Annotated in this window: 19 protein-coding genes; 8 read left to right on the forward strand and 11 right to left on the reverse strand. The window is 71.7% G+C overall.

Annotation, left to right across the window (positions count from 1 at the left end; translation table 11 throughout):
• Positions 1–132: 132 nt before the first annotated feature.
• From ACFVHK_RS06950 to ACFVHK_RS06965, 4 genes are all read right to left on the reverse strand, one after another.
• The gene (locus ACFVHK_RS06950; RefSeq protein WP_376928163.1) at positions 133–648 is read right to left on the reverse strand and encodes a gluconokinase; all 516 of its coding nucleotides are present in this window, start codon (positions 646–648) and stop codon (positions 133–135) included.
• Complete coding sequence (locus ACFVHK_RS06955) at positions 648–1409, reverse strand: DUF1353 domain-containing protein (protein WP_376928164.1); 762 nt, start codon at positions 1407–1409, stop codon at positions 648–650. The genes ACFVHK_RS06950 and ACFVHK_RS06955 overlap by 1 nt, the downstream gene beginning before the upstream one ends.
• Positions 1410–1498: 89 nt before the next feature.
• Entirely contained in the window at positions 1499–2419 is a 921-nt protein-coding gene (locus ACFVHK_RS06960; RefSeq protein ID WP_376928165.1) for an AEC family transporter, read from the reverse strand.
• Between the two features lie 73 nt (positions 2420–2492).
• Positions 2493–3482 carry an aldo/keto reductase gene (locus tag ACFVHK_RS06965; protein WP_129234826.1) on the reverse strand — a complete coding sequence of 330 codons (990 nt, stop codon included), beginning with the start codon at positions 3480–3482 and terminating at the stop codon, positions 2493–2495.
• 60 nt (positions 3483–3542) lie between these two features.
• On the opposite strand from ACFVHK_RS06965, the gene ACFVHK_RS06970 reads away from it, so the two are divergent.
• Positions 3543–5498, forward strand: coding sequence for a BCCT family transporter (locus ACFVHK_RS06970; protein ID WP_376928166.1), 1956 nt, complete (start codon positions 3543–3545; stop codon positions 5496–5498).
• Positions 5499–5545: 47 nt separating this feature from the next.
• On the opposite strand, the gene ACFVHK_RS06975 is transcribed toward ACFVHK_RS06970, so the two are convergent.
• The 4 genes from ACFVHK_RS06975 to ACFVHK_RS06990 form a co-directional block, all read right to left on the reverse strand.
• The gene (locus ACFVHK_RS06975; RefSeq protein ID WP_376928167.1) at positions 5546–6406 is read right to left on the reverse strand and encodes a PhzF family phenazine biosynthesis protein; all 861 of its coding nucleotides are present in this window, start codon (positions 6404–6406) and stop codon (positions 5546–5548) included.
• Positions 6407–6534: 128 nt separating this feature from the next.
• Positions 6535–6954 (reverse strand): VOC family protein, encoded by a 420-nt coding sequence (locus ACFVHK_RS06980; RefSeq protein WP_129235394.1) that lies wholly within the window; start codon positions 6952–6954, stop codon positions 6535–6537.
• A 47-nt stretch (positions 6955–7001) separates the two neighbouring features.
• Positions 7002–7487, reverse strand: a complete 486-nt coding sequence (locus ACFVHK_RS06985; protein WP_376928168.1) for an SRPBCC family protein — start codon at positions 7485–7487, stop codon at positions 7002–7004.
• A gap of 4 nt (positions 7488–7491) precedes the next feature.
• A complete protein-coding gene (locus tag ACFVHK_RS06990) occupies positions 7492–7857 on the reverse strand; it encodes an ArsR/SmtB family transcription factor (RefSeq protein ID WP_129235392.1) in 366 nt (121 codons plus the stop codon).
• 148 nt (positions 7858–8005) lie between these two features.
• Between ACFVHK_RS06990 and ACFVHK_RS06995 the strand changes: the two genes are divergently transcribed.
• A complete protein-coding gene (locus tag ACFVHK_RS06995; RefSeq protein WP_376928169.1) occupies positions 8006–8434 on the forward strand; it encodes a VOC family protein in 429 nt (142 codons plus the stop codon).
• A 126-nt stretch (positions 8435–8560) separates the two neighbouring features.
• Here ACFVHK_RS06995 and ACFVHK_RS07000 read toward each other — a convergent pair whose 3' ends face one another.
• Entirely contained in the window at positions 8561–8764 is a 204-nt protein-coding gene (locus ACFVHK_RS07000) for a cold-shock protein (protein WP_129235390.1), read from the reverse strand.
• A gap of 333 nt (positions 8765–9097) precedes the next feature.
• Here ACFVHK_RS07000 and ACFVHK_RS07005 point away from each other — a divergent pair, with 333 nt between their 5' ends.
• A complete protein-coding gene (locus ACFVHK_RS07005) occupies positions 9098–9913 on the forward strand; it encodes a sulfite exporter TauE/SafE family protein (RefSeq protein WP_376928170.1) in 816 nt (271 codons plus the stop codon).
• Positions 9910–10440, forward strand: a complete 531-nt coding sequence (locus tag ACFVHK_RS07010) for a GNAT family N-acetyltransferase (RefSeq protein ID WP_376928171.1) — start codon at positions 9910–9912, stop codon at positions 10438–10440. Before ACFVHK_RS07005 ends, ACFVHK_RS07010 begins: the two co-directional genes overlap by 4 nt.
• 33 nt (positions 10441–10473) lie before the next feature.
• Here the strand turns inward: ACFVHK_RS07010 and ACFVHK_RS07015 are convergent, their stop codons facing one another.
• Positions 10474–11739, reverse strand: a complete 1266-nt coding sequence (locus ACFVHK_RS07015) for an RNA polymerase sigma factor (RefSeq protein WP_376928172.1) — start codon at positions 11737–11739, stop codon at positions 10474–10476.
• Complete coding sequence (locus ACFVHK_RS07020) at positions 11736–12113, reverse strand: YciI family protein (RefSeq protein WP_129234175.1); 378 nt, start codon at positions 12111–12113, stop codon at positions 11736–11738. The genes ACFVHK_RS07015 and ACFVHK_RS07020 overlap by 4 nt, the downstream gene beginning before the upstream one ends.
• 224 nt (positions 12114–12337) lie before the next feature.
• On the opposite strand from ACFVHK_RS07020, the gene ACFVHK_RS07025 reads away from it, so the two are divergent.
• The 4 genes from ACFVHK_RS07025 to ACFVHK_RS07040 all read left to right on the forward strand — a co-directional run bounded on the left by ACFVHK_RS07025 (position 12338) and on the right by ACFVHK_RS07040 (position 18030).
• On the forward strand, positions 12338–12511 hold the full coding sequence (locus ACFVHK_RS07025; protein WP_129234176.1) for a CsbD family protein: 174 nt from the start codon (positions 12338–12340) through the stop codon (positions 12509–12511).
• Positions 12512–12774: 263 nt separating this feature from the next.
• On the forward strand, positions 12775–14508 hold the full coding sequence (locus tag ACFVHK_RS07030; protein ID WP_376928173.1) for an ABC transporter ATP-binding protein: 1734 nt from the start codon (positions 12775–12777) through the stop codon (positions 14506–14508).
• On the forward strand, positions 14505–16646 hold the full coding sequence (locus tag ACFVHK_RS07035) for an ABC transporter ATP-binding protein (protein WP_376928174.1): 2142 nt from the start codon (positions 14505–14507) through the stop codon (positions 16644–16646). Before ACFVHK_RS07030 ends, ACFVHK_RS07035 begins: the two co-directional genes overlap by 4 nt.
• A gap of 31 nt (positions 16647–16677) precedes the next feature.
• Positions 16678–18030 (forward strand): MFS transporter, encoded by a 1353-nt coding sequence (locus tag ACFVHK_RS07040; protein ID WP_376928175.1) that lies wholly within the window; start codon positions 16678–16680, stop codon positions 18028–18030.
• Positions 18031–18075: the final 45 nt, after the last annotated feature.

Genomic DNA, 18075 nt, shown 5'->3' on the forward strand with positions numbered 1-18075 from the left:
CGGCCGGCTCTCCGGTCGGCACCGCGGTGACAGTTCCCCCTGCGTGTCCGCGGTGCGCGACCGAGGTCAACGGTACGGATGCCGCGCGCGGCGGGCATCAGGGGCAGCACTGAACCCTGCGGCGGCCGGGTGTCACGACGGGTCCGCCTCGAGCGCAGCGGTGACCAGGTCCACGACGTGGTCCGCCGGGCCGTCCGCATCGACGACGATGCCCGGCTCGCCCGGTGCCAGCCGCTCGAGCGTCGCGAGCTGCGACGCCAGGAGGCTGGGCGGCATGAAATGGCCGACGCGGCTTCCGGCCCGGCGTGCGAGCTCGGCCTCCGAGAGATCGAGGTGCACGAACCGGGTGGCCGGGGCGAGCGCGAGCAGGCGCTCGCGGTACGTTCGCCGCAGGGCCGAGCAGGCGACCACCACCCCGTCCCCGGCGCCGGCCAGCACCGCGCCCACCTGGTCGAGCCACGGCTCGCGGTCCGCGTCGTCGAGCGGGACGCCGGACCGCATCTTCGCGACGTTCGCGGGCGGGTGGACGTCGTCGGCATCGACGAAGGGGACGCCGAGGCGCTCGGCGAGCAGCGCCCCCACGGTCGACTTCCCCGATGCGGAGACCCCCATCACGACGACGGGGCCAGGCGTTCGGCGAGCGCGCATCACGACCTCCCCGTCAGGTCGCCCGCATCCGGCGGGCGCACCGTCGGCCGCACGACCGACCGCACGTCTCCGCCCGCGACGAGCTCGACGATCGCCTCGACCACGCGGAACACGCCGACGGCGAGCAGTTGCACCAGCAGCACCGGTCCGAGCAGCGCCAGCGGGTAGGTGAGGGCGATCACGAGGCGGGCGAGCCCGCCCCACGCGAGCGCGGCGACCGCGGGCACGACGGCGAGCAGCAGCCACGCCGGGTGCGCGACCACGGCGAGCACGATGGCGGCCACCACCGCCACGACGCCGAGCGCGACCTGGGCGAGCAGGAGCCATCCGCGCCATCCGGCGTACGTGCGCTCGCGGTCGGCGGACACCCACGCCCACATGAGCCGGGCGCGAAGGACCGGGACCCCCTGCTCGCGCAGCGCGCGATGGAAGACGTCGTCGTCCTCGCGACGCTGCGCGAGCGCGGCCGCATCGTCGTCGAGCTCCGCCGCGGCGATCGACTGCGCGTCGTGCAGCACGGCCGGCGCAGACTGGCGGCCGTAGCTCGCGATGAGTCCCCACAACGGCGTGGGCACCGACGCGAGGTCGGTGATCCCGACGGGCGGAGGCCCCTCGCCCGCGGCCGGCGCACGGTACCTGCGGCCGCTCGGGTCGTCGACGTACACGATCGGGGCGCGCAGCGCGAACCGGTACCCGTCGGCCGGGCGTTGGGCGAGCGGCAGTTCGTCGAGCGGTCCGCCGTCCTCGCGCAGGAAGGGCATTCGGGTCTCCTCGCCTCAGTGCGTTGCACCATCCTGCCGCCTCCGGCCGTCACCGCGATACCCGGCGACCTCGCTCGGTGATCGCCGCGTCAGCCGAGCAGCACCGACACGAGCAGCAGCACGGGCACCGACCCGATGGTCGTCACGAACACCGCGTCGCGGGCGACCACCTCGGCGGTCTCGTACCGTTGCGCGAAGTTGAACACGTTCTGCGCGGTCGGCAGCGCCGCGAGCACCGTGACCGCGTAGAGGTCGCGCCCCTCGAGCCCGAACGCGAACGCACCGAGCGCCCACGCGATCACGGGCATGGCGGCGAGCTTGAGCGTCGCCGCGACGACGACGTCGCGCAGGCCCGTGCCCGGTTCGAGCAGTCGGGTGCCGTGCAGCGAGAGCCCGTAGGCGATGAGCATGAGCGGCACGGCCGCCTGCCCGATGAGGCGGATCGGGTCCTGCACGATCGGCGGCAGCTCGATGCCCGACACCGAGACGAGCACGCCCAGGAGCGAGCCGATGATGATCGGGTTCGTGACGGTCGAGCGGAGGATGCCGACGACCGAGGTCCGCCCCTGCACGGTCGCTCCGAGCACCGCGAGCGCGATCGGTGCGAAGAGCAGCAGCTGCAGCAGGACGATGGGGGCCGAGTACGCGGCGTCGCCGAGCAGGTAGAGCGCGATCGGGATGCCGATGTTGTTGCCGTTGACGTACCCGCTCGCCAGCGCCCCGATCGTCGTGCGGGCCACGCCGCGCCGCAGCAGCAGGATCGACACGACCGAGAAGACGAGCATGACCGACACCGCCGCGATCGCCGAGACCGGGAGCAGCGCCGAGAACAGCGCCCGCACGTCGGCCGTCGACAGCACGGAGAACAGCAGGAACGGCGAGAGCACGCTGAAGCTGAGCCGTGCGAGCACGGGGCGCGCGTTCGGGCCGAGCACGCCGGTCCGCCCCGCGATCCAGCCGACCACGATGGCGAGCGCGATGACCGCGAACCCGGTGAGGATGTCGATCACGCGTCACCGCCCGGCGTGGAGTCGGGAGGACCCGGGGGGAGCGACCTCGCTCCGCCCCGGGGGTCCCGCCCGGTCACCAGCGGTGGTGCACCGAGGAGCGGATGTCGCGGTCGTAGAGGTCGCGCACGGCCGCGTCGAACGACTCCGGGAGCTCGAGCGAACCGGCGGCGGCGTTCGCGCGCGCCTGCTCGGGGTTGCGGGCCCCCGGGATCACGGTCGAGACGCCGTCCTGCCGCGCGACCCAGGCCAGCGCGACCTGTGCCGGCGTGGCATCCGGCGCCGCTTCGCGCGCGAGCGCCGAGAACTCGGAGGCGGCACGCACGCCGGTCGCGTAGTCGACGCCCGAGAAGGTCTCGCCGACGTCGAACGACTCGCCATGCCGGTTGTACGACCGGTGGTCGTTCGCCGCGAACTCGGTCTCGAGCGTGTACCGGCCGGAGAGCAGGCCGCTCGCGAGCGGCACGCGCGCGATGATGCCGACCCCGTACTGGCGCGCGACCGGCAGCACCTCCTCCACCGGCTTCAGCCGGAACGCGTTGAGGATGATCTGCACCGTCGCCACGTTCGGACGCGCGATCGCGGCGAGCGCCTCGTCGACCCGCTCGACGCTCACCCCGTACGCGGCGATCGCGCCCTCGGCGACGAGGGTGTCGAGCGCGTCGTACACGGCGTCGTCGGAGTACACGGAGGTCGGCGGGCAGTGCAGCTGGACGAGGTCGAGCGTCTCGACGCCGAGGTTGCGGCGCGACCGGTCGGTCCAGGCGCGGAAGTTGTCAAGGACGTAGTTGCCGTGCTCCTGGGGCATCCGCCGCCCCATCTTCGTCGCGACGGTGACGCCGGAGCCGGCGTTCGCGGCGAGCCAGCGCCCGATGAGCGACTCGGAACGGCCGTCGCCGTACACGTCGGCGGTGTCGAACACCGTGACGCCGGCCTCGTGCGAGGCGTCGAGCACCGCGAGCGCGTCGGCCTCGTCGACATCCCCCCAGTCGGCTCCGAGTTGCCAGGTCCCGAGTCCGATGACCGAGACGGTGCGGCCGGTGCGGCCGAGGGTGCGGGTCTGCATCTCTGCTCCTCTTCGACGGATGTCCCGACCGAGCCTAGCCCGCGGCGTATCGTGGCGGGCATGGACGGGACGCCGCGGACCCAGCCCAGCGACCACGACGGCCGGCGACGGCCCCGACTCCCGAAGACGTCGATCGAGAGATGGGTGTTCTGGCCGGCGGCGGCGGTCGTGCTCGCGTTCAGCGGGTTCGCCCTCCTCGCCCCGAACCTCGCCGAGACGTTCTTCGGCGCCGTCCAGGCGTCGATCGTCAACGCGTTCAACTGGTACTACGTGCTCATCGCGGCGTTCTTCGTCGCATTCAGCCTGTTCGTGGGGTTCAGTCGCTACGGAGACATCCGCCTCGGCGAGGACGACGACAAACCCGAGTTCTCCCTCGGAGCCTGGTTCTCGCTCCTGTTCGCCGCGGGCATGGGCATCGGGCTCGTGTTCTACGGCGCGAGCGAGCCGCTCAGCCACTTCGTCGCGCCGCGGCCGGGCGTCTCCGGCACGCCCGAGCAGCTCGCGTCGGCGGCGCTCAGCCAGACCTACCTGCACTGGGGCGTCCACGCCTGGTCGATCTACGTCGTCGTCGGACTCGGGCTCGCCTACGCCATCCACCGGCGCAAGCGGCCGATCTCGATCCGCTGGACGCTCGAGCCGCTGCTCGGCAAGCGCGTGCGCGGCGCCTGGGGCAACGTGATCGACGTGGTCGCCCTCGCGGGCACGCTGTTCGGCGTGGCCACGTCGCTCGGGCTCGGCGTGCTGCAGATCAGCGCCGGCCTCGATGCGGCCGGCATCGTCGAGCCGACCGAGACCACGCAGGTCGTCATCATCATGGTGATCACGGTGTTCGTGCTCGCGTCGGTGCTCTCGGGCGTCACGCGCGGCATGAAGTGGCTGTCCTCCACGAACCTCGTGCTCGCCGGCATCCTCGTGCTCTACCTGCTGGTGTTCGGCCAGACGGAGTTCCTGCTGCGCGAGTTCGTGCAGTCGATCGGCACCTACATCCAGAACTTCATCGGCCTCTCGTTCAACGTCAGCGCGTTCCAGGGAGCCGCCGGAGAGGCGTGGCAGGCGTCGTGGACCTCGTTCTACTGGGGCTGGTGGATCTCGTGGGCGCCGTTCGTGGGGATCTTCATCGCCCGCATCTCCCGCGGCCGGACGGTGCGCGAGTTCGTCGCGGGCGTGATCATCGTGCCGACCCTCATCGGCATCCTGTGGTTCAGCGTGCTCGGCGGCTCGGCGCTCTACCTCGAGCTCACCGAACCCGGCAGCCTCGTCGGCGCCGACGGCGCGGTCGACATCGAGGGCACGCTGTTCGCACTGCTCGGCTACTTCCCCGGCTCGACCGTGCTCACCTTCGGCGTCATCCTGCTCATCACGATCTTCTTCGTGACCTCGTCCGATTCCGGGGCGCTGGTCATGGGGATGATCGCGACCGGCGGCCAGATCAACCCGCGCAAGTGGGTGCGCACCTTCTTCACGCTGATCACCGCGCTGCTGTCGATCTCGCTGCTGCTCGCGGGCGGGCTGCGCGCCCTGCAGACGGCGGCGATCATCATCGCGCTGCCGTTCAGCGTGGTGATGCTCATGATCTGCTGGTCGACCATCATCGCGTTCAGTCGCGAACGGCGGGCGTACGAGCTCGCGCGGCGCGCGCAGTTGGTCGACCAGATCGGCGAGTACTACGGGCTCGAGGTGGAGGCGCCGCTGGAGGAGGGCGCGATCGGCCGGGGCCCGAGGTGGATGCGGCAGCTGCAGCGGCGTCTCGGCATCCGGCAGGACCTGCCGACGATGCCGATCCGGAAGGCGCCCGGAGCGGAGCCGCCGCTCCACCCCGTGCTGACGCACATCGACGGCGAGCTCACGCTGCGGCACGCGTCGCAGCGGGCGATGGACACCCTGAACGCCGAGTCGACGGGCGTGCCGACGGACGACGTCGACGGCATCGTCGACCACGACCCGCGGGCGCGCGGCGACGTGGCGGAGGTCCCGGACCGGACCACCGACGACGACGGGCGCGATCCGCTGCACTGACCGGAACGGCCGAGCCGGCGGCGGAGCGCGCGACGGCGGCGGCTCGGTCAGGCGATCGGCACGGCCGACCCGCTCACGACGATGCCGCCGGTCGCCGGGACGTCGACGACGAGCTCGCTCGGGCGCCCGACGTGCCGGCCCTGCACGATGACGACGCGCGCAGGCGGCGCGACGGCGCCGAGTTCGCGCAGGTAGCCGCCGACCGCGGCCGCAGCGGCGCCGGTGGCCGGGTCCTCCACGATCGAGCCGACCGGGAAGATGTTGCGCGCCTCGAATCGGAGGCCGCCGTCGGGCGCGTCGGCCAGGCGGCGCAGCACGGTGATCGTCGCCGGCCAGCCGTGCTCGTCCATGAGCGCCCGGGCCCGGCCCGGGTCGAACGTGAAGTCGTCGAACGCCCGGGAGTCGGCGAGGACGAGCACCGGGTGGCGATTGCCCCCGAACGCGATCCGCGGCGGGTGGCGCTCGTCGAGGGCGCCCGCGTCGAGTCCGACGAGGTCGAGCAGTTCGGAGAGGACCTCCGCCGGCATGGGCTCGACCCGGGGCTCCACGCTCGTGAAGGAGGCCACGATGCGTCCGTCGACCTCGGCGGTCTCGATGGCCACCTCGCCCACGGGCGTCGCGAACCGGATGCGGCCCGGCCCCTCGCGTTCGGCGACGGCGACCGCGGTCGCGACGGTCGCGTGGCCGCAGAAGGGCACCTCGGCGACGGGTGAGAAGTAGCGGATGCCGCGGACCTCGCCGTCGCCGCCTGCGACGAACGCCGTCTCGGCGTAGCCGACCTCGCCGGCGACGGCGAGCATCGCGGCGTCGTCGAGCGCGGCCGCATCGAGGACGATGCCGGCGGGGTTGCCGCCGGCGGGGTCGGTCGTGAACGCGGCGTAGCGGAGGATCTCGGGCTGTGCGGGCATGCTCCCATGGTCGCTCGCGGGCCCCCGCCTCGTCGCGGTCCGATTCCGCACCGGTGGCCTGCCCGCGGGCGGCCTCGAGATGACGCGAACCGCTCGACGTGGGAGCTCGTGGAGCGGTTCGCGTCATCTCACCTGTCGCCGTCGGGGGCCGGGATGAGCGGCCGATCGGCGCGTGCGCGGATCTGCTGCACGGCCCAGGTGTTGCCGTCGGGGTCGGCGAACCCGAAGAACGTTCCGCCGTCGCGCGGGTCGATGACCTGGATCGGGCTCGCCTCGACGCCGCGGGCGACGAGTTCGGCCCGCGCCGCCTCGGCATCGGCTACGACGAGCTGCACGCCCTTCAGCGAGCCCGGCGCCATCTCGTTCTGCGCCGGGAGCGTGCCGAGGACGATCGAGCAGCCGGAGCCGGTCGGCGTGAGCTGCGCGAACCGGTGCTCGCCGGCGTGCGTGTCGTGGTCGAGGGCGAACCCGACCCTGTCGCGGTAGAACTCGATCGCGCGGTCGATGTCGGCGACGGGCACGATGACGACCTCGAGGGTCCAGTCCATGGTGAGCTCCTCTCGGTGGGTGCGAGGCGGTCGACGGATGCCGCGGCTCAGCCCGCGAGCACCGCGTCGAGCCGCTCGTAGCCCTCGATGACGCCCTTCGCCATGCCGTGCTCGACCATGGCGTCGCGGGCCTCGAGGCTCGGGTAGACGGCGTGGCCGCGCAGGCGCGTGCGGCCGTCGCCCAGGTCCTCGAACGTCATCGACTCGATGCTGACGATGTCGGGCGCGCCCTCGAACTCGAACGTCTGCACGGCGATCTCGTTCTCGCGGATGGAGTGGAACGTGCCGTTGAAGGCCCAGCGACCGCCGTCGGGGTCGACGTGGACGTAGCGGTAGCCGCCCTGCGGTCGGAAGTCCCAGCGTTCGACCTGCATGTCGTAGCCGTTCGGTCCGAGCCACTGCCGGACCTTCTCGGGGTCGCGGTGGGCGTCGAAGACGGCGGCCACGGGCGCGTCGAAGACACGCTCGATGTCGACGTAGGGCAGACCCTCGGGGGCGTCGATGGTGACGGGGTTGGTGGTCTCGGTGGTCATGGTGTCAGTCCTGTTCGGCGGATGCCGCGGCGTCGCCGCCGTCGGCGGAGGCGAGCAGCGCGTCGAGACGACGGAATCGCTGCTCGTGGATGAGGCGGTAGCGGTCGATCCACTCGGTGAGCGTCTCGAGCGCGGCCGCGTCGAGGTGCACGGGGCGACGCTGCGCGTCGCGGCTCCGGGTGACGAGCCCTGCTGTCTCGAGCACCTGGATGTGCTTCGACACCGCCTGGGTGGTGATGTCGAACGGTTCGGCGAGTTCGGTCACGGTCGCCGGCCCACGGCTGAGCCGGGCGACGATGCTGCGGCGCACCGGGTCGGCCAGCGCCATGAAGGCGCGGTCGAGCCGATCGTCGGCGGCTGCGGCATCCATTATTCAACCAATCGCTTGATCAACTAGATGGTTGTTAACGTACGACGAGCACGCCCGCTCCGTCAAGGGCTCTCGCAGATGTCACCCCTCGGGTGCAGGATCGGCGGTGCGGGCGATTCCGCCCGCCCACGACCCTGAAGGAGTCGCCATGTCCGTCACGCTCAACCCGTACCTCAGCTTCCGCGACGAAGCGCGCGAGGCGATGGAGTTCTACCGGTCGGTGCTCGGCGGCGAACTCGAGCTCAGCACCTTCGCCGAGTTCGGCCAGGGCGACGAGGCGGCCGAGGCCGACAAGATCATGCACGGCCGGCTCACGTCGGACCGCCTGACGCTCATGGGCGCCGACACCCCGAACGAGATGCCCTACGCGGCCGGCACGAACTTCGCGGTCTCGCTCAGCGGCGGCCCGGACGACGAGGCGACGCTCCGCGGGTACTGGGAAGGGCTCGCCGAGGGCGGCACCGTGGTCCTCCCGCTCGAGCAGTCGCCGTGGGGCGACGCGTTCGGCATGCTGACCGACCGGTTCGGCGTGCAGTGGATGGTGAACATCGGCCAGGCCGGGCCGGTCGAGGGCTGACGCCTGATCCGAGCGCGTCGGGGTGCACCCGATCCCTCGACGCGCACCCGGCGGATACGGCGAACGCCGGGTCGGAACGTGTCCGACCCGGCGTTCGGGTGCGCGGGCGCCTGCGCCCGCAGGCGATCAGATCGCGCGGATGTTCTCCGCCTGCAGGCCCTTCTGGCCCTGCACGACGTCGAACTCGACGTTCTGGCCCTCTTCGAGCGAACGGTAGCCGTTGCCCGTGATGGCGCTGAAGTGCGCGAAGACGTCGGGGCTCCCGTCAGAGGGAGCGATGAAGCCGAAGCCCTTTTCGGAATTGAACCACTTGACGGTTCCGGTAGCCATACTGCTTTTCCTTCGTTCGAACCGGGCCGAACGATTCGGCCCGTCACGTTCGGCCGTTCGGCCGTCCGCAGGCCCGGCAACTCTTGACTGCCGGGCGGGTGGTCCGAGGGGCCGGCCACGCTTCGCGTGCGCTGCCCTCGGTCTCGGGTCATGCCTGCGGAACGTGCCGCCTCCGGGCAATCAATCGTGATACGGGCGGTCGCCCGCGTATGGAGGAACCTTCAGCGTATCCCATCCGGCTGTGCGTCTGCAGGACGTCGCCGTCACGTCCGTCACATTCGCATCGGCGCCGCCCCCGTCGGCCCGAGCCTCGACCGCCGCTAGAGTGACCGGGTGCCGACCCCAGCACCCGACCCCGAAGCGACACCGGCCGCGCCCGCCGCATGGCGGCTCGTCGTCGTCGGCGTGCTCGGGGGGCTCCTCTCGGGCCTGTTCGGGGTGGGCGGCGGCATCGTCATGGTCCCGCTCCTCATCCTCCTCGCCGGCATGGACCAGCGCCGCGCCGCGGCGACCTCGCTCGTCGCGATCGTCCCGACGGCGCTCGTCGGCTCGATCGCCTACCTCGTGAACGGCCAGGTCGACCTCGTCGCGGCCGCCCTCGTCGCGGCCGGGGGCATCGTCGGCGGCTGGATCGGGGCGACGCTGCTCGCACGGCTCCCGCTGGAATGGCTGCGCTGGCTGTTCATCGCGATGCTCGTCGTCGTGGCGATCCGCCTCGCGTTCGGCGCCCCCGACCGCGCCGCCGACCCCGTGCCGCTCGAGGCCGGCCCGGCGCTCGGCCTCGTCGGGCTCGGCCTCGTCGTCGGCATCGCCTCCGGCCTCTTCGGCGTCGGCGGCGGACTCATCATGGTTCCGGCATTCATGACGCTCTTCGGACTCGGCGACCTGATCGCCCGTGGGACCTCGCTCGTCGCGATGATCCCGACCGCGGTGAGCGGGTCGGTGAAGAACCTGCGCGGCCGGCTCGTCGACCTCCGCATCGCGCTCGTCGTGGGCATCGCCGCGACCCTCGCATCGCTGCCGGGCGTCGCACTCGCCTTCCTCATCCCCCCGGCGGTGGGCGGATGGCTCTTCGCCGCGCTGCTCGTCGTGGCGGCGGCCCAGCTGTCCGTCCGGGCGATCCGGGCCCGCAGGGCCGGCGGCGCATGAGCGACGCATCCGCCCCCCGCCTCGACGCCGACCCGCGGCATCCGTCACTGACCTTCAGGCGTGCCGGGGTCGGCGACCACGCCCGGGTCGTCTCGGTCATCGGACCCTGGTGGGAGCGGCCGGACGCCGACCGGCTCGCCCTCCTCCTGCCCCGGCTGTTCTTCGAGCACTTCGCCGACACGTCCACCGTCGTCGACGACGAGCACGGCGAGCTCGCCGGATTCCTCATCGGCTTCCGCTCGGCGAGCCGGCCCGAGGTCGCCTACATCCACTTCGTCGGCGTCCGCCCCGACCAGCGGCGCACCGGCCTCGCGCGCACGCTCTACGAGCGGTTCTTCGAGGCGATGCGGGCGAGCGGATGCCAGAGGGTCGAGGCGATCACCGGGCCGCCGAACGTGCGCTCCCAGGACTTCCACCGCGCGATGGGCTTCGACGCGACGGGCGACACGGTCATCGACGGCGTGCGCGCGTGGCGGGACTACGACGGCCCCGGCGAGCACCGCGTCGCGTTCACGCGGCCGCTGTGATCCGAACGGCGCCGCCGTCGACTCCGCTGCCGCTCAGCCTCGCGCCTTGCCCTCGAGGTACCTGCGCTCGGTCGCGTTGAGCGCGGTGCGCGCGGCGATGCCGAACTCGGCGCGCGCCTCGTCCGGCCGGTCGGCGAGCGCGAGCAGGTGGCCGCGCACGGCGTGCACGCGGAAGTGCCCGGCGAGCGCGGGCTCGAGGGCGACGGACTCGAGGTCGCGGAGGGCGCGGTCCGGTCCGTGCACCATCGCCACGGCCACGACCCGCCCGAGCTCGACCATCGGCCCGGGCCCGACCACCCGCAGCAGGTCGTAGAGCGCGAGCACCTCGACCCAGTCCGTCCGGTCCGTCGACGGCGCCTCGGCGTGCACGGCGGCGATCGCGGCCTGGAGCTGGAACGGTCCGGGCTCGCCCGTCGCGAGCGCCTGCTCGACCAGCGCCACGCCCTCGTCGATGAGGTCGCGGCGCCAGAGCGTCCGATCCTGTTCGTCGAGCGGAACGAGCTCTGGCAGCTCCTCCGGCCCGGATCCGCGGAGGCGGGCAGGGCGACGCGCCTCCGTGAGCAGCATGAGCGCGAGGAGGCCGTCGGTCTCGGCCGCCCACGACGCCGCGGGCGGCGTGGCGTCGCGCAGCATCCGCGTCAGCCGGATGGCCTCGGCGGAGAGGTCGGGCCGCGCGAGCACGTCGCCCGAGCTGGCGGTGTGGCCCTCGGTGAACATCAGGTGGAGCACCTGCCTGACCGCGGCGGTCCGCTCGGGGAGCTCGGCGTTCTCCGGCCGGCGGAACCGGGCGCCCGCCGCGCGGATGTGCTGCTTCGCGCGGGAGATGCGCTGGGCGACGGTCGACTCCGGCACCAGCAGGCCGCGTGCGACCTCCGCCGTCGTGAGCCCGCCGACGGCGCGCAGCGTGAGGGCGAGCTGCGACGCCCGTGAGAGCGCCGGGTGGCAGCAGAGCACGAACAGGGCCAGCGAGTCGTCTCGTGCCGAGACCACGGTCCCGCCCTCCGCATCGATCGGCTCGAGCACCGCGTCGCGCTCCTCGCGCGTGCGGCGCGCGATCGCGCTGCGAACGGCGTCGACGTGGCGGCGATGCGCCACGGCGACGAGCCAGGCGCGCGGATGCTCCGGCACGCCCTCGCTCGGCCACTGCGCCGCAGCGGCGATGAGCGCCTCCTGGAGCGCGTCCTCGCTCGAGTCGAAGTCGCCGATGCGTCGGACGAGGACCGCGAGCGCCGAGGGAGCCGCCGCGCGCAGCACCGACTCGATGCTGCGCGCCGGCTCCCTCGGCGCGTCGGCGCTCACGCCACCGAGACGTCGGGTTCCGCGTCCTCGGCGAGGATCGGGTGGACGTGCACGCCGCCCCACGAGGCCTCGGGCAGCCTCGCCGCGATCTCGACGGCACGGTCGTACGACTCGACGTCGACGAGGTAGTAGCCCGAGAGGAACTCCTTCGTCTCCGCGAGGGGTGCATCGGTGGCGACGCCGTCGGTCGACCGAACGGCCCGCGCGGTCTCGCGACCGGCGAGCTGCTCCGCGTCGACGAGCTCTCCCGACGCTCGGAGTTCGTCGACCAGGTCCGCGTAGACCACCATGGCCTCGGCCTGCTGCTCGGGCGTGAACGCCTCCCACGCGGCGCCCCACTGCGGGTTGGACTGGATGAGGATGAGGTACTTCACGGTTCGCTCCTTGACTGGTGTGCGGGGGGCGAAGTTCGTCCCCATCAGTATGTCGAGGCCGGCAGCGGGTCTTCGACATCGACGCGGAGTCGGCGGGGAATCCGGTCGGATCGCTAGCAGAGGCATTCGCACCTGACAAGGGCTGTGCTCGGACGCGCGGCGCTCGTAACGTGGCCATCGACGTCGCACCCGAACGCGACGCGACGATCGGAAGGGGGCCCCGAATGGGTGAGTCCGACAAGATCGGCAACAAGGCCGAGGAACTCAAGGGAAAGGCCAAGGAGGCCGCCGGCAAGGCGACCGACGACGAGCGCCTCGAAGCTGAGGGCCGCAGGGATCAGACCGCGGCCAACCTCAAGCAGGCCGGCGAGAACGTGAAGGACGCCTTCGGCTCGTAACGGCCCACCACTGATGGGGCGCGCATCGCGGGGGTGCGCGTCCCATCATCATGTCCGGGCGAGCGTGGAGCACGATCCGCGCTCCGACCCTCGGCGGGGGATCATCTCCGTTTCGATTCCGCCATCAGCGATATCGGCCGCCCGACGGATGTCGGTGGCATCCGATTGGATGCAGACTTGACGACGCGACTCGGAATTCGACCCGAGCCCTGGCGACGCGGCATCCCGCGCTCGCACACCCCGTACGCACCTCGCGGAGAATCATGCTCGGACGACTCCTCATCCGCTACCTGAAGCCCTACCGGTGGCTCATCGCCGGCGTGCTGCTGTTCCAGTTCATGTCCGTGCTCGCGACGCTCTACCTGCCGAGCCTCAACGCCGACATCATCGACGAGGGCGTCTCCACGGGAGACACCGCCTACATCTGGTCGACCGGCACGTTCATGCTCGCGATCTCGCTCGGCCAGATCGTCGCAGCCATCATCGCCACGTACTTCGCGGCCAAGGCAGCCATGCGGGTCGGTCGCGACATCCGCAACGACGTCTTCGACAAGGTGAGCGCGTTCAGCGAGCGCGAGGTCTCGAAGTACGGCCCGGGCTCGCTCATCACGCGCAACACGAACGACGTGCAGCAGGTGCAGATGCTCGCGATGACGGGCGCGACCATGCTCGTGAGCGCCCCCCTCATGGCCGTCGGCGGCATCATCATGGCGCTGCAGCAGGACGTCGGGCTCAGCTGGCTCATCTGGGTCTCCGTGCTGACGATCCTCGTGGTCGCGGGGCTCGTCATCAGCCGCATGGTTCCGCTCTTCCGCAGCTACCAGAAGCGCCTCGACGCCGTGAACCGGATCCTGCGCGAGCAGCTGACCGGCATCCGGGTCGTGCGTGCGTTCGTCCGCGAGCCCATCGAGCAGCAGCGGTTCGAGGGCGCCAACCACGACATCATGGACGTCGGTCGCCGCGTCGGCACGCTGTTCATCACGCTGTTCCCGCTCTTCATGCTCGTGCTGAACGTCACCGTCATCGGCGTGATCTGGTTCGGCGCGGCCGAGGTCGAGGCCGGCAGCGTGCAGGTCGGCACGCTCTTCGCGTTCATGCAGTACGTCGGCGTGATCCTCGGCGGCGTGCTCATGGCCGCCTTCACGACGATCATGATCCCGCGTGCCGCCGTCTCGGCCGAGCGCATCGGCGAGGTGCTCGCCACCGAGACCACGCTCCCCCGCCCCGAGCAGCCGATCGACGAGTTCCCGACGCCGGGCACGGTCGAGTTCCGCGACGTCGCCTTCGCCTACCCCGGCGCCGAGCACGCCGTGGTCGAGGGCGTCTCGTTCCGGGCCGAGCGCGGCGAGACCGTGGCGATCGTCGGCTCCACCGGGGCCGGCAAGACCACGCTCGTCTCGCTCGTGCCCCGGCTCTTCGACGTCACCGGCGGCGCGGTGCTGGTCAACGGCACCGACGTGCGCGGGGCCGACCTCGAGTCGCTCTGGAAGACGATCGGCCTCGTGCCGCAGCGGCCGTTCCTGTTCGCCGGGACGGTGGCCTCGAACCTGCGGTTCGGGCGCGAGGAGGCCACCGACGACGAACTCTGGCACGCCCTCGAGATCGCCCAGGGCCGCGACTTCGTCGCCGCGATGGAGGGCGGGCTCGACGCCCGCATCTCGCAGGGCGGCACGAACGTCTCGGGCGGGCAGCGTCAGCGGCTCGCGATCGCGCGCGCGATCGTGCACCGGCCCGAGATCCTCGTGTTCGACGACTCGTTCTCGGCGCTCGACCTGACGACCGACGCGCGGCTCAGGCAGGCGCTCTGGCGCGAGCTCCCGCAGGTGACGAAGGTCGTCGTCGCCCAGCGCGTGTCGACCATCACCGACGCCGACCGCATCGTGGTCCTCGAGGACGGCCGCGTGGTCGGGCTCGGCAGGCACGAAGAACTGGTCGAGACGTGCCAGACCTACCGCGAGATCGTCGAATCCCAGCTCGGAGTGGAGACCCAGGCATGAGCCGCGACACCAGCACCCCGAAGGGCCGCGGCGGGCGGGGCCGCGCCGAGGCGGCGGCGCAGGCGGCGCAGCAGCCCACCCTCGAGCAGCTCGAGGAACAGCAGCTCGCCGAGGAGGCGCGCATCAACTCCGGATCGTGGGACTCCGTCGCCCCGGGCAAGGCGCAGGACTTCGGCCGCAGCTTCCGTCGGATGCTCGGACTCCTGGCTCCGTGGAAGTGGTCGTTCGCGTTCGTCTCGCTCCTCGGCGCCATCGGCGTCGTGCTCACCGTGATCGCCCCGCGCGTGCTCGGCGAGGCCACGAACGTCATCTTCGAGGGGTGGATCTCGCTCCAGCTGCCCGCGGGCGTGACCCAGCAGCAGATCGTGGAGCAGCTGCGGTCGACCGGCCAGGACGACCTCGCCAACATCGTCGGCGCCGCGACCCTGACGCCCGGCGAGGGCATCGACTTCGTGCGGCTCAGCCAGCTCGTCGTCATCGTGCTGCTGCTCTACGTGGTGGCGTCGATCCTGTCCTGGGTCCAGGGCTACGTGATCAACGTGATCATGGTCCGAGCGATGTACGGGCTGCGCGAGCAGGTCGAGTCGAAGGTCCACCGCCTCCCGCTCAGCTACTTCGACCGCACGCAGCGCGGCGAGCTCATCTCGCGGGTGACCAACGACATCGACAACATCACCCAGACGATGCAGCAGTCCCTCTCGAGCGCGCTGACGAGCGTCCTCACCGTCATCGGCGTGCTCGTGATGATGTTCTCGATCTCGTGGCAGCTCTCCCTCGTCGCCCTCGTCGCGCTGCCGCTCATGGCGGTCATCTTCGGGATCATCGGGCCGAAGTCGCAGGCCGCGTTCGGCATCCAGTGGCGCAAGGTCGGTCGCCTGAACGCGCGCGTCGAGGAATCGTTCTCGGGCCACGCGCTCGTGAAGGTGTTCGGCCGCGAGCAGGACGCGAGCGAGAAGTTCCGGGCCGAGAACGAGGAGCTCTACGAGGCCGCGTTCAAGGCGCAGTTCCTCGCCGGCATCATCATGCCGGGCATGATGTTCGTCGGGAACCTGACCTACGTGGGCATCGCGGTCCTCGGCGGGCTCATGGTGGCCGGCGGCCAGCTCCGGCTCGGCGACGTGCAGGCGTTCATCCAGTACTCGCAGCAGTTCACGCAGCCGCTCTCGCAGCTCGGCGGGATGGCCGCCGTCGTGCAGTCCGGAACCGCCTCGGCCGAGCGCGTGTTCGAGCTGCTCGACGCCGACGAGGAGGAGGCCGACGCGGCCGATGCGCCCGCAGCCGTCGACGGTCGCGGCGTGATCGAGTTCGACCACGTCTCGTTCTCGTACACGCCCGACCGTCCGCTCATCCGCGACCTGTCGTTCCGCGTCGAGCCCGGGCAGACCGTCGCCATCGTCGGCCCGACCGGAGCCGGCAAGACCACGCTCGTCAACCTCGTCATGCGGTTCTACGAGCTCGACGGCGGCCGCATCCTCATCGACGGCCAGGACATCTCCGAGCTCACCCGCCGCGACGTCCGCGCCCGCACCGGGATGGTGCTGCAGGACCCGTGGCTGTTCGGGGGCACGATCCGCGAGAACATCCGGTACGGCCGCCAGACGGCGACCGACGACGAGATCGCGGCCGCGGCGCGTGCGACCTACGTCGACCGGTTCGTGCACTCGCTGCCCGACGGCTACGACACCGTCCTCGACGAGGACGCGTCGAACGTGTCAGCGGGCGAGAAGCAGCTCATCACCATCGCGCGCGCGTTCGTCGCGCAGCCCAGCGTGCTCATCCTCGACGAGGCGACGAGCTCGGTCGACACGCGCACCGAGCTGCTGCTGCAGCACGCCATGGCGGCGCTGCGCGAGGGCCGCACGTCCTTCGTCATCGCGCACCGGCTCTCGACGATCCGCGACGCCGACCTCATCCTCGTGATGGAGCACGGCGACATCGTCGAGAAGGGCACGCACGACGAGCTCATCGCGGCCGAGGGCGCGTACTACCGTCTCTACAACTCGCAGTTCGAGCAGGCGGCGTACGACGTCGACGCCGAGCTCGCGATGGAGGCCGAGGCGGCCGTCGGCACCCCCGGCGAGTCGGTGCTCGGGTTCGACGGCGCCGCGGAGGCAGCTGCGGACACCCCGTTGATCTGAGTGACGCACCCGGGGGTAGCCTCGTAGGGCCGTGACGATCCCCACCCCGCTCCCCATCGCCCCGACGTGGCGCCTGTGGCTGGTGTGGGGCGTCGGCGTCGCCGCCTACATCGTCTCGGTCACGAACCGCTCGTCGCTCTCCGCCGTGGGCGTCGACGCGGCGGTGCGCTTCGACGCCGACGCCTCGACCCTGTCGATGTTCGCCGTCATCCAACTCGCGGTGTACGGCGGCATGCAGATCCCCGTCGGCCTGCTGCTCGACCGCTTCGGCGCCCGCCCGATGATCACGATCGGCATGGCGCTCATGGCCGTCGGCCAGCTCGTGCTCGCGTTCGCACCCGACGTCGGCTGGGCGATCTTCGCGCGGATGCTGCTCGGCGCGGGCGACGCGGCGGTCTTCCCGAGCGTGCTGCGCGTGATCGCGGTGTGGTTCCCCGAACGGCAGGCGCCGGTGATGGTGCAGCTCACCGGCCTCATCGGCCAGTCCGGGCAGATCCTCGCCGTGCTGCCGCTCGCGGCGCTGCTGCACGCGACGACGTGGTCGATCGCGTTCGGCTCCCTCGCCGGACTCGGCGCCCTGTTCACGGTGCTCACGTTCGCCGTCATCCGGAACCGTCCGCCGGGCCGGGTGGAGGACGTCTCGGTCGACACGGTCACGGGCGCCATCCACGTCGTTCGATCCTCGGCCGACCTGCGCACGGGTTTCCGCGAGTCGTGGGCGCACCCGGGCACGCGGCTGGCGTTCTGGTCGCACTTCACGACGCCCTTCTCGGGCACCGCGTTCGTGCTGCTCTGGGGCTTCCCGTTCCTCACCGTCGGCGAGGGGCTGTCGACGGCGACGGCGTCACTGCTCTTCACGGTCTACGTCGTGTTCGGCATCCTCGTCGGCCCCGTCATCGGCGCGCTCTCGTCGCGCCATCCGACCCGACGATCCCGCCTGCTGGTCCTGCCGGTGATCGGCATCCAGGCGTTGGCCTGGCTGACCGTCATCGCCTGGCCCGGCCCGGCGCCGCTCTGGCTGCTGTTCGTGATCGCGTTCGCGATGAGCACGGGTGGACCCGGGTCGATGATCGGCTTCGACCACGCGCGCACCTTCAACCCGAGCCACCGACTGAGCACCGCGACCGGCATCACGAACGTCGGCGGGTTCCTCGCGGCGCTGCTCGCGATCCTGCTCATCGGCATCGCGATGGACGCGCAGGGCGCGGGCACGCCCGACACCTACACGCTCGAGGCGTTCCGCATCGCGTTCCTGACGCAGGTGCCGCTGTGGCTGCTCGGTTCGCTCTTCATCGTCATCGAGCGGCGGCGCACGCGCGTGCACATCGGCCTCGACGAGCCGCGCTCGCGGCGTCGCGACCGCGGCACCGACCGCCTGCCCTGAGGCCGCACCCGCCTCGCGGTTCCTGCGCCCCGTCCGGGGGCCACG

It is taken from the genome of Agromyces binzhouensis (assembly GCF_042672355.1).
In the GTDB taxonomy this organism is placed as follows: Bacteria; Actinomycetota; Actinomycetes; order Actinomycetales; family Microbacteriaceae; genus Agromyces; species Agromyces binzhouensis.

Coding starts and splice junctions, on each gene's coding strand:
- ACFVHK_RS06985 (WP_376928168.1), bottom strand. CDS start 7,487: ATGACCACCGAGACCACCAACCCCGTCACCATCGACGCCCCCGAGGGT.
- ACFVHK_RS06970 (WP_376928166.1), top strand. CDS start 3,543: ATGGACGGGACGCCGCGGACCCAGCCCAGCGACCACGACGGCCGGCGA.
- ACFVHK_RS07000 (WP_129235390.1), bottom strand. CDS start 8,764: ATGGCTACCGGAACCGTCAAGTGGTTCAATTCCGAAAAGGGCTTCGGC.
- ACFVHK_RS07010 (WP_376928171.1), top strand. CDS start 9,910: ATGAGCGACGCATCCGCCCCCCGCCTCGACGCCGACCCGCGGCATCCG.
- ACFVHK_RS06980 (WP_129235394.1), bottom strand. CDS start 6,954: ATGGACTGGACCCTCGAGGTCGTCATCGTGCCCGTCGCCGACATCGAC.
- ACFVHK_RS06990 (WP_129235392.1), bottom strand. CDS start 7,857: ATGGATGCCGCAGCCGCCGACGATCGGCTCGACCGCGCCTTCATGGCG.
- ACFVHK_RS06955 (WP_376928164.1), bottom strand. CDS start 1,409: ATGCCCTTCCTGCGCGAGGACGGCGGACCGCTCGACGAACTGCCGCTC.
- ACFVHK_RS07035 (WP_376928174.1), top strand. CDS start 14,505: ATGAGCCGCGACACCAGCACCCCGAAGGGCCGCGGCGGGCGGGGCCGC.
- ACFVHK_RS06995 (WP_376928169.1), top strand. CDS start 8,006: ATGTCCGTCACGCTCAACCCGTACCTCAGCTTCCGCGACGAAGCGCGC.
- ACFVHK_RS07025 (WP_129234176.1), top strand. CDS start 12,338: ATGGGTGAGTCCGACAAGATCGGCAACAAGGCCGAGGAACTCAAGGGA.
- ACFVHK_RS07030 (WP_376928173.1), top strand. CDS start 12,775: ATGCTCGGACGACTCCTCATCCGCTACCTGAAGCCCTACCGGTGGCTC.
- ACFVHK_RS06950 (WP_376928163.1), bottom strand. CDS start 648: ATGCGCGCTCGCCGAACGCCTGGCCCCGTCGTCGTGATGGGGGTCTCC.
- ACFVHK_RS06975 (WP_376928167.1), bottom strand. CDS start 6,406: ATGCCCGCACAGCCCGAGATCCTCCGCTACGCCGCGTTCACGACCGAC.
- ACFVHK_RS06965 (WP_129234826.1), bottom strand. CDS start 3,482: ATGCAGACCCGCACCCTCGGCCGCACCGGCCGCACCGTCTCGGTCATC.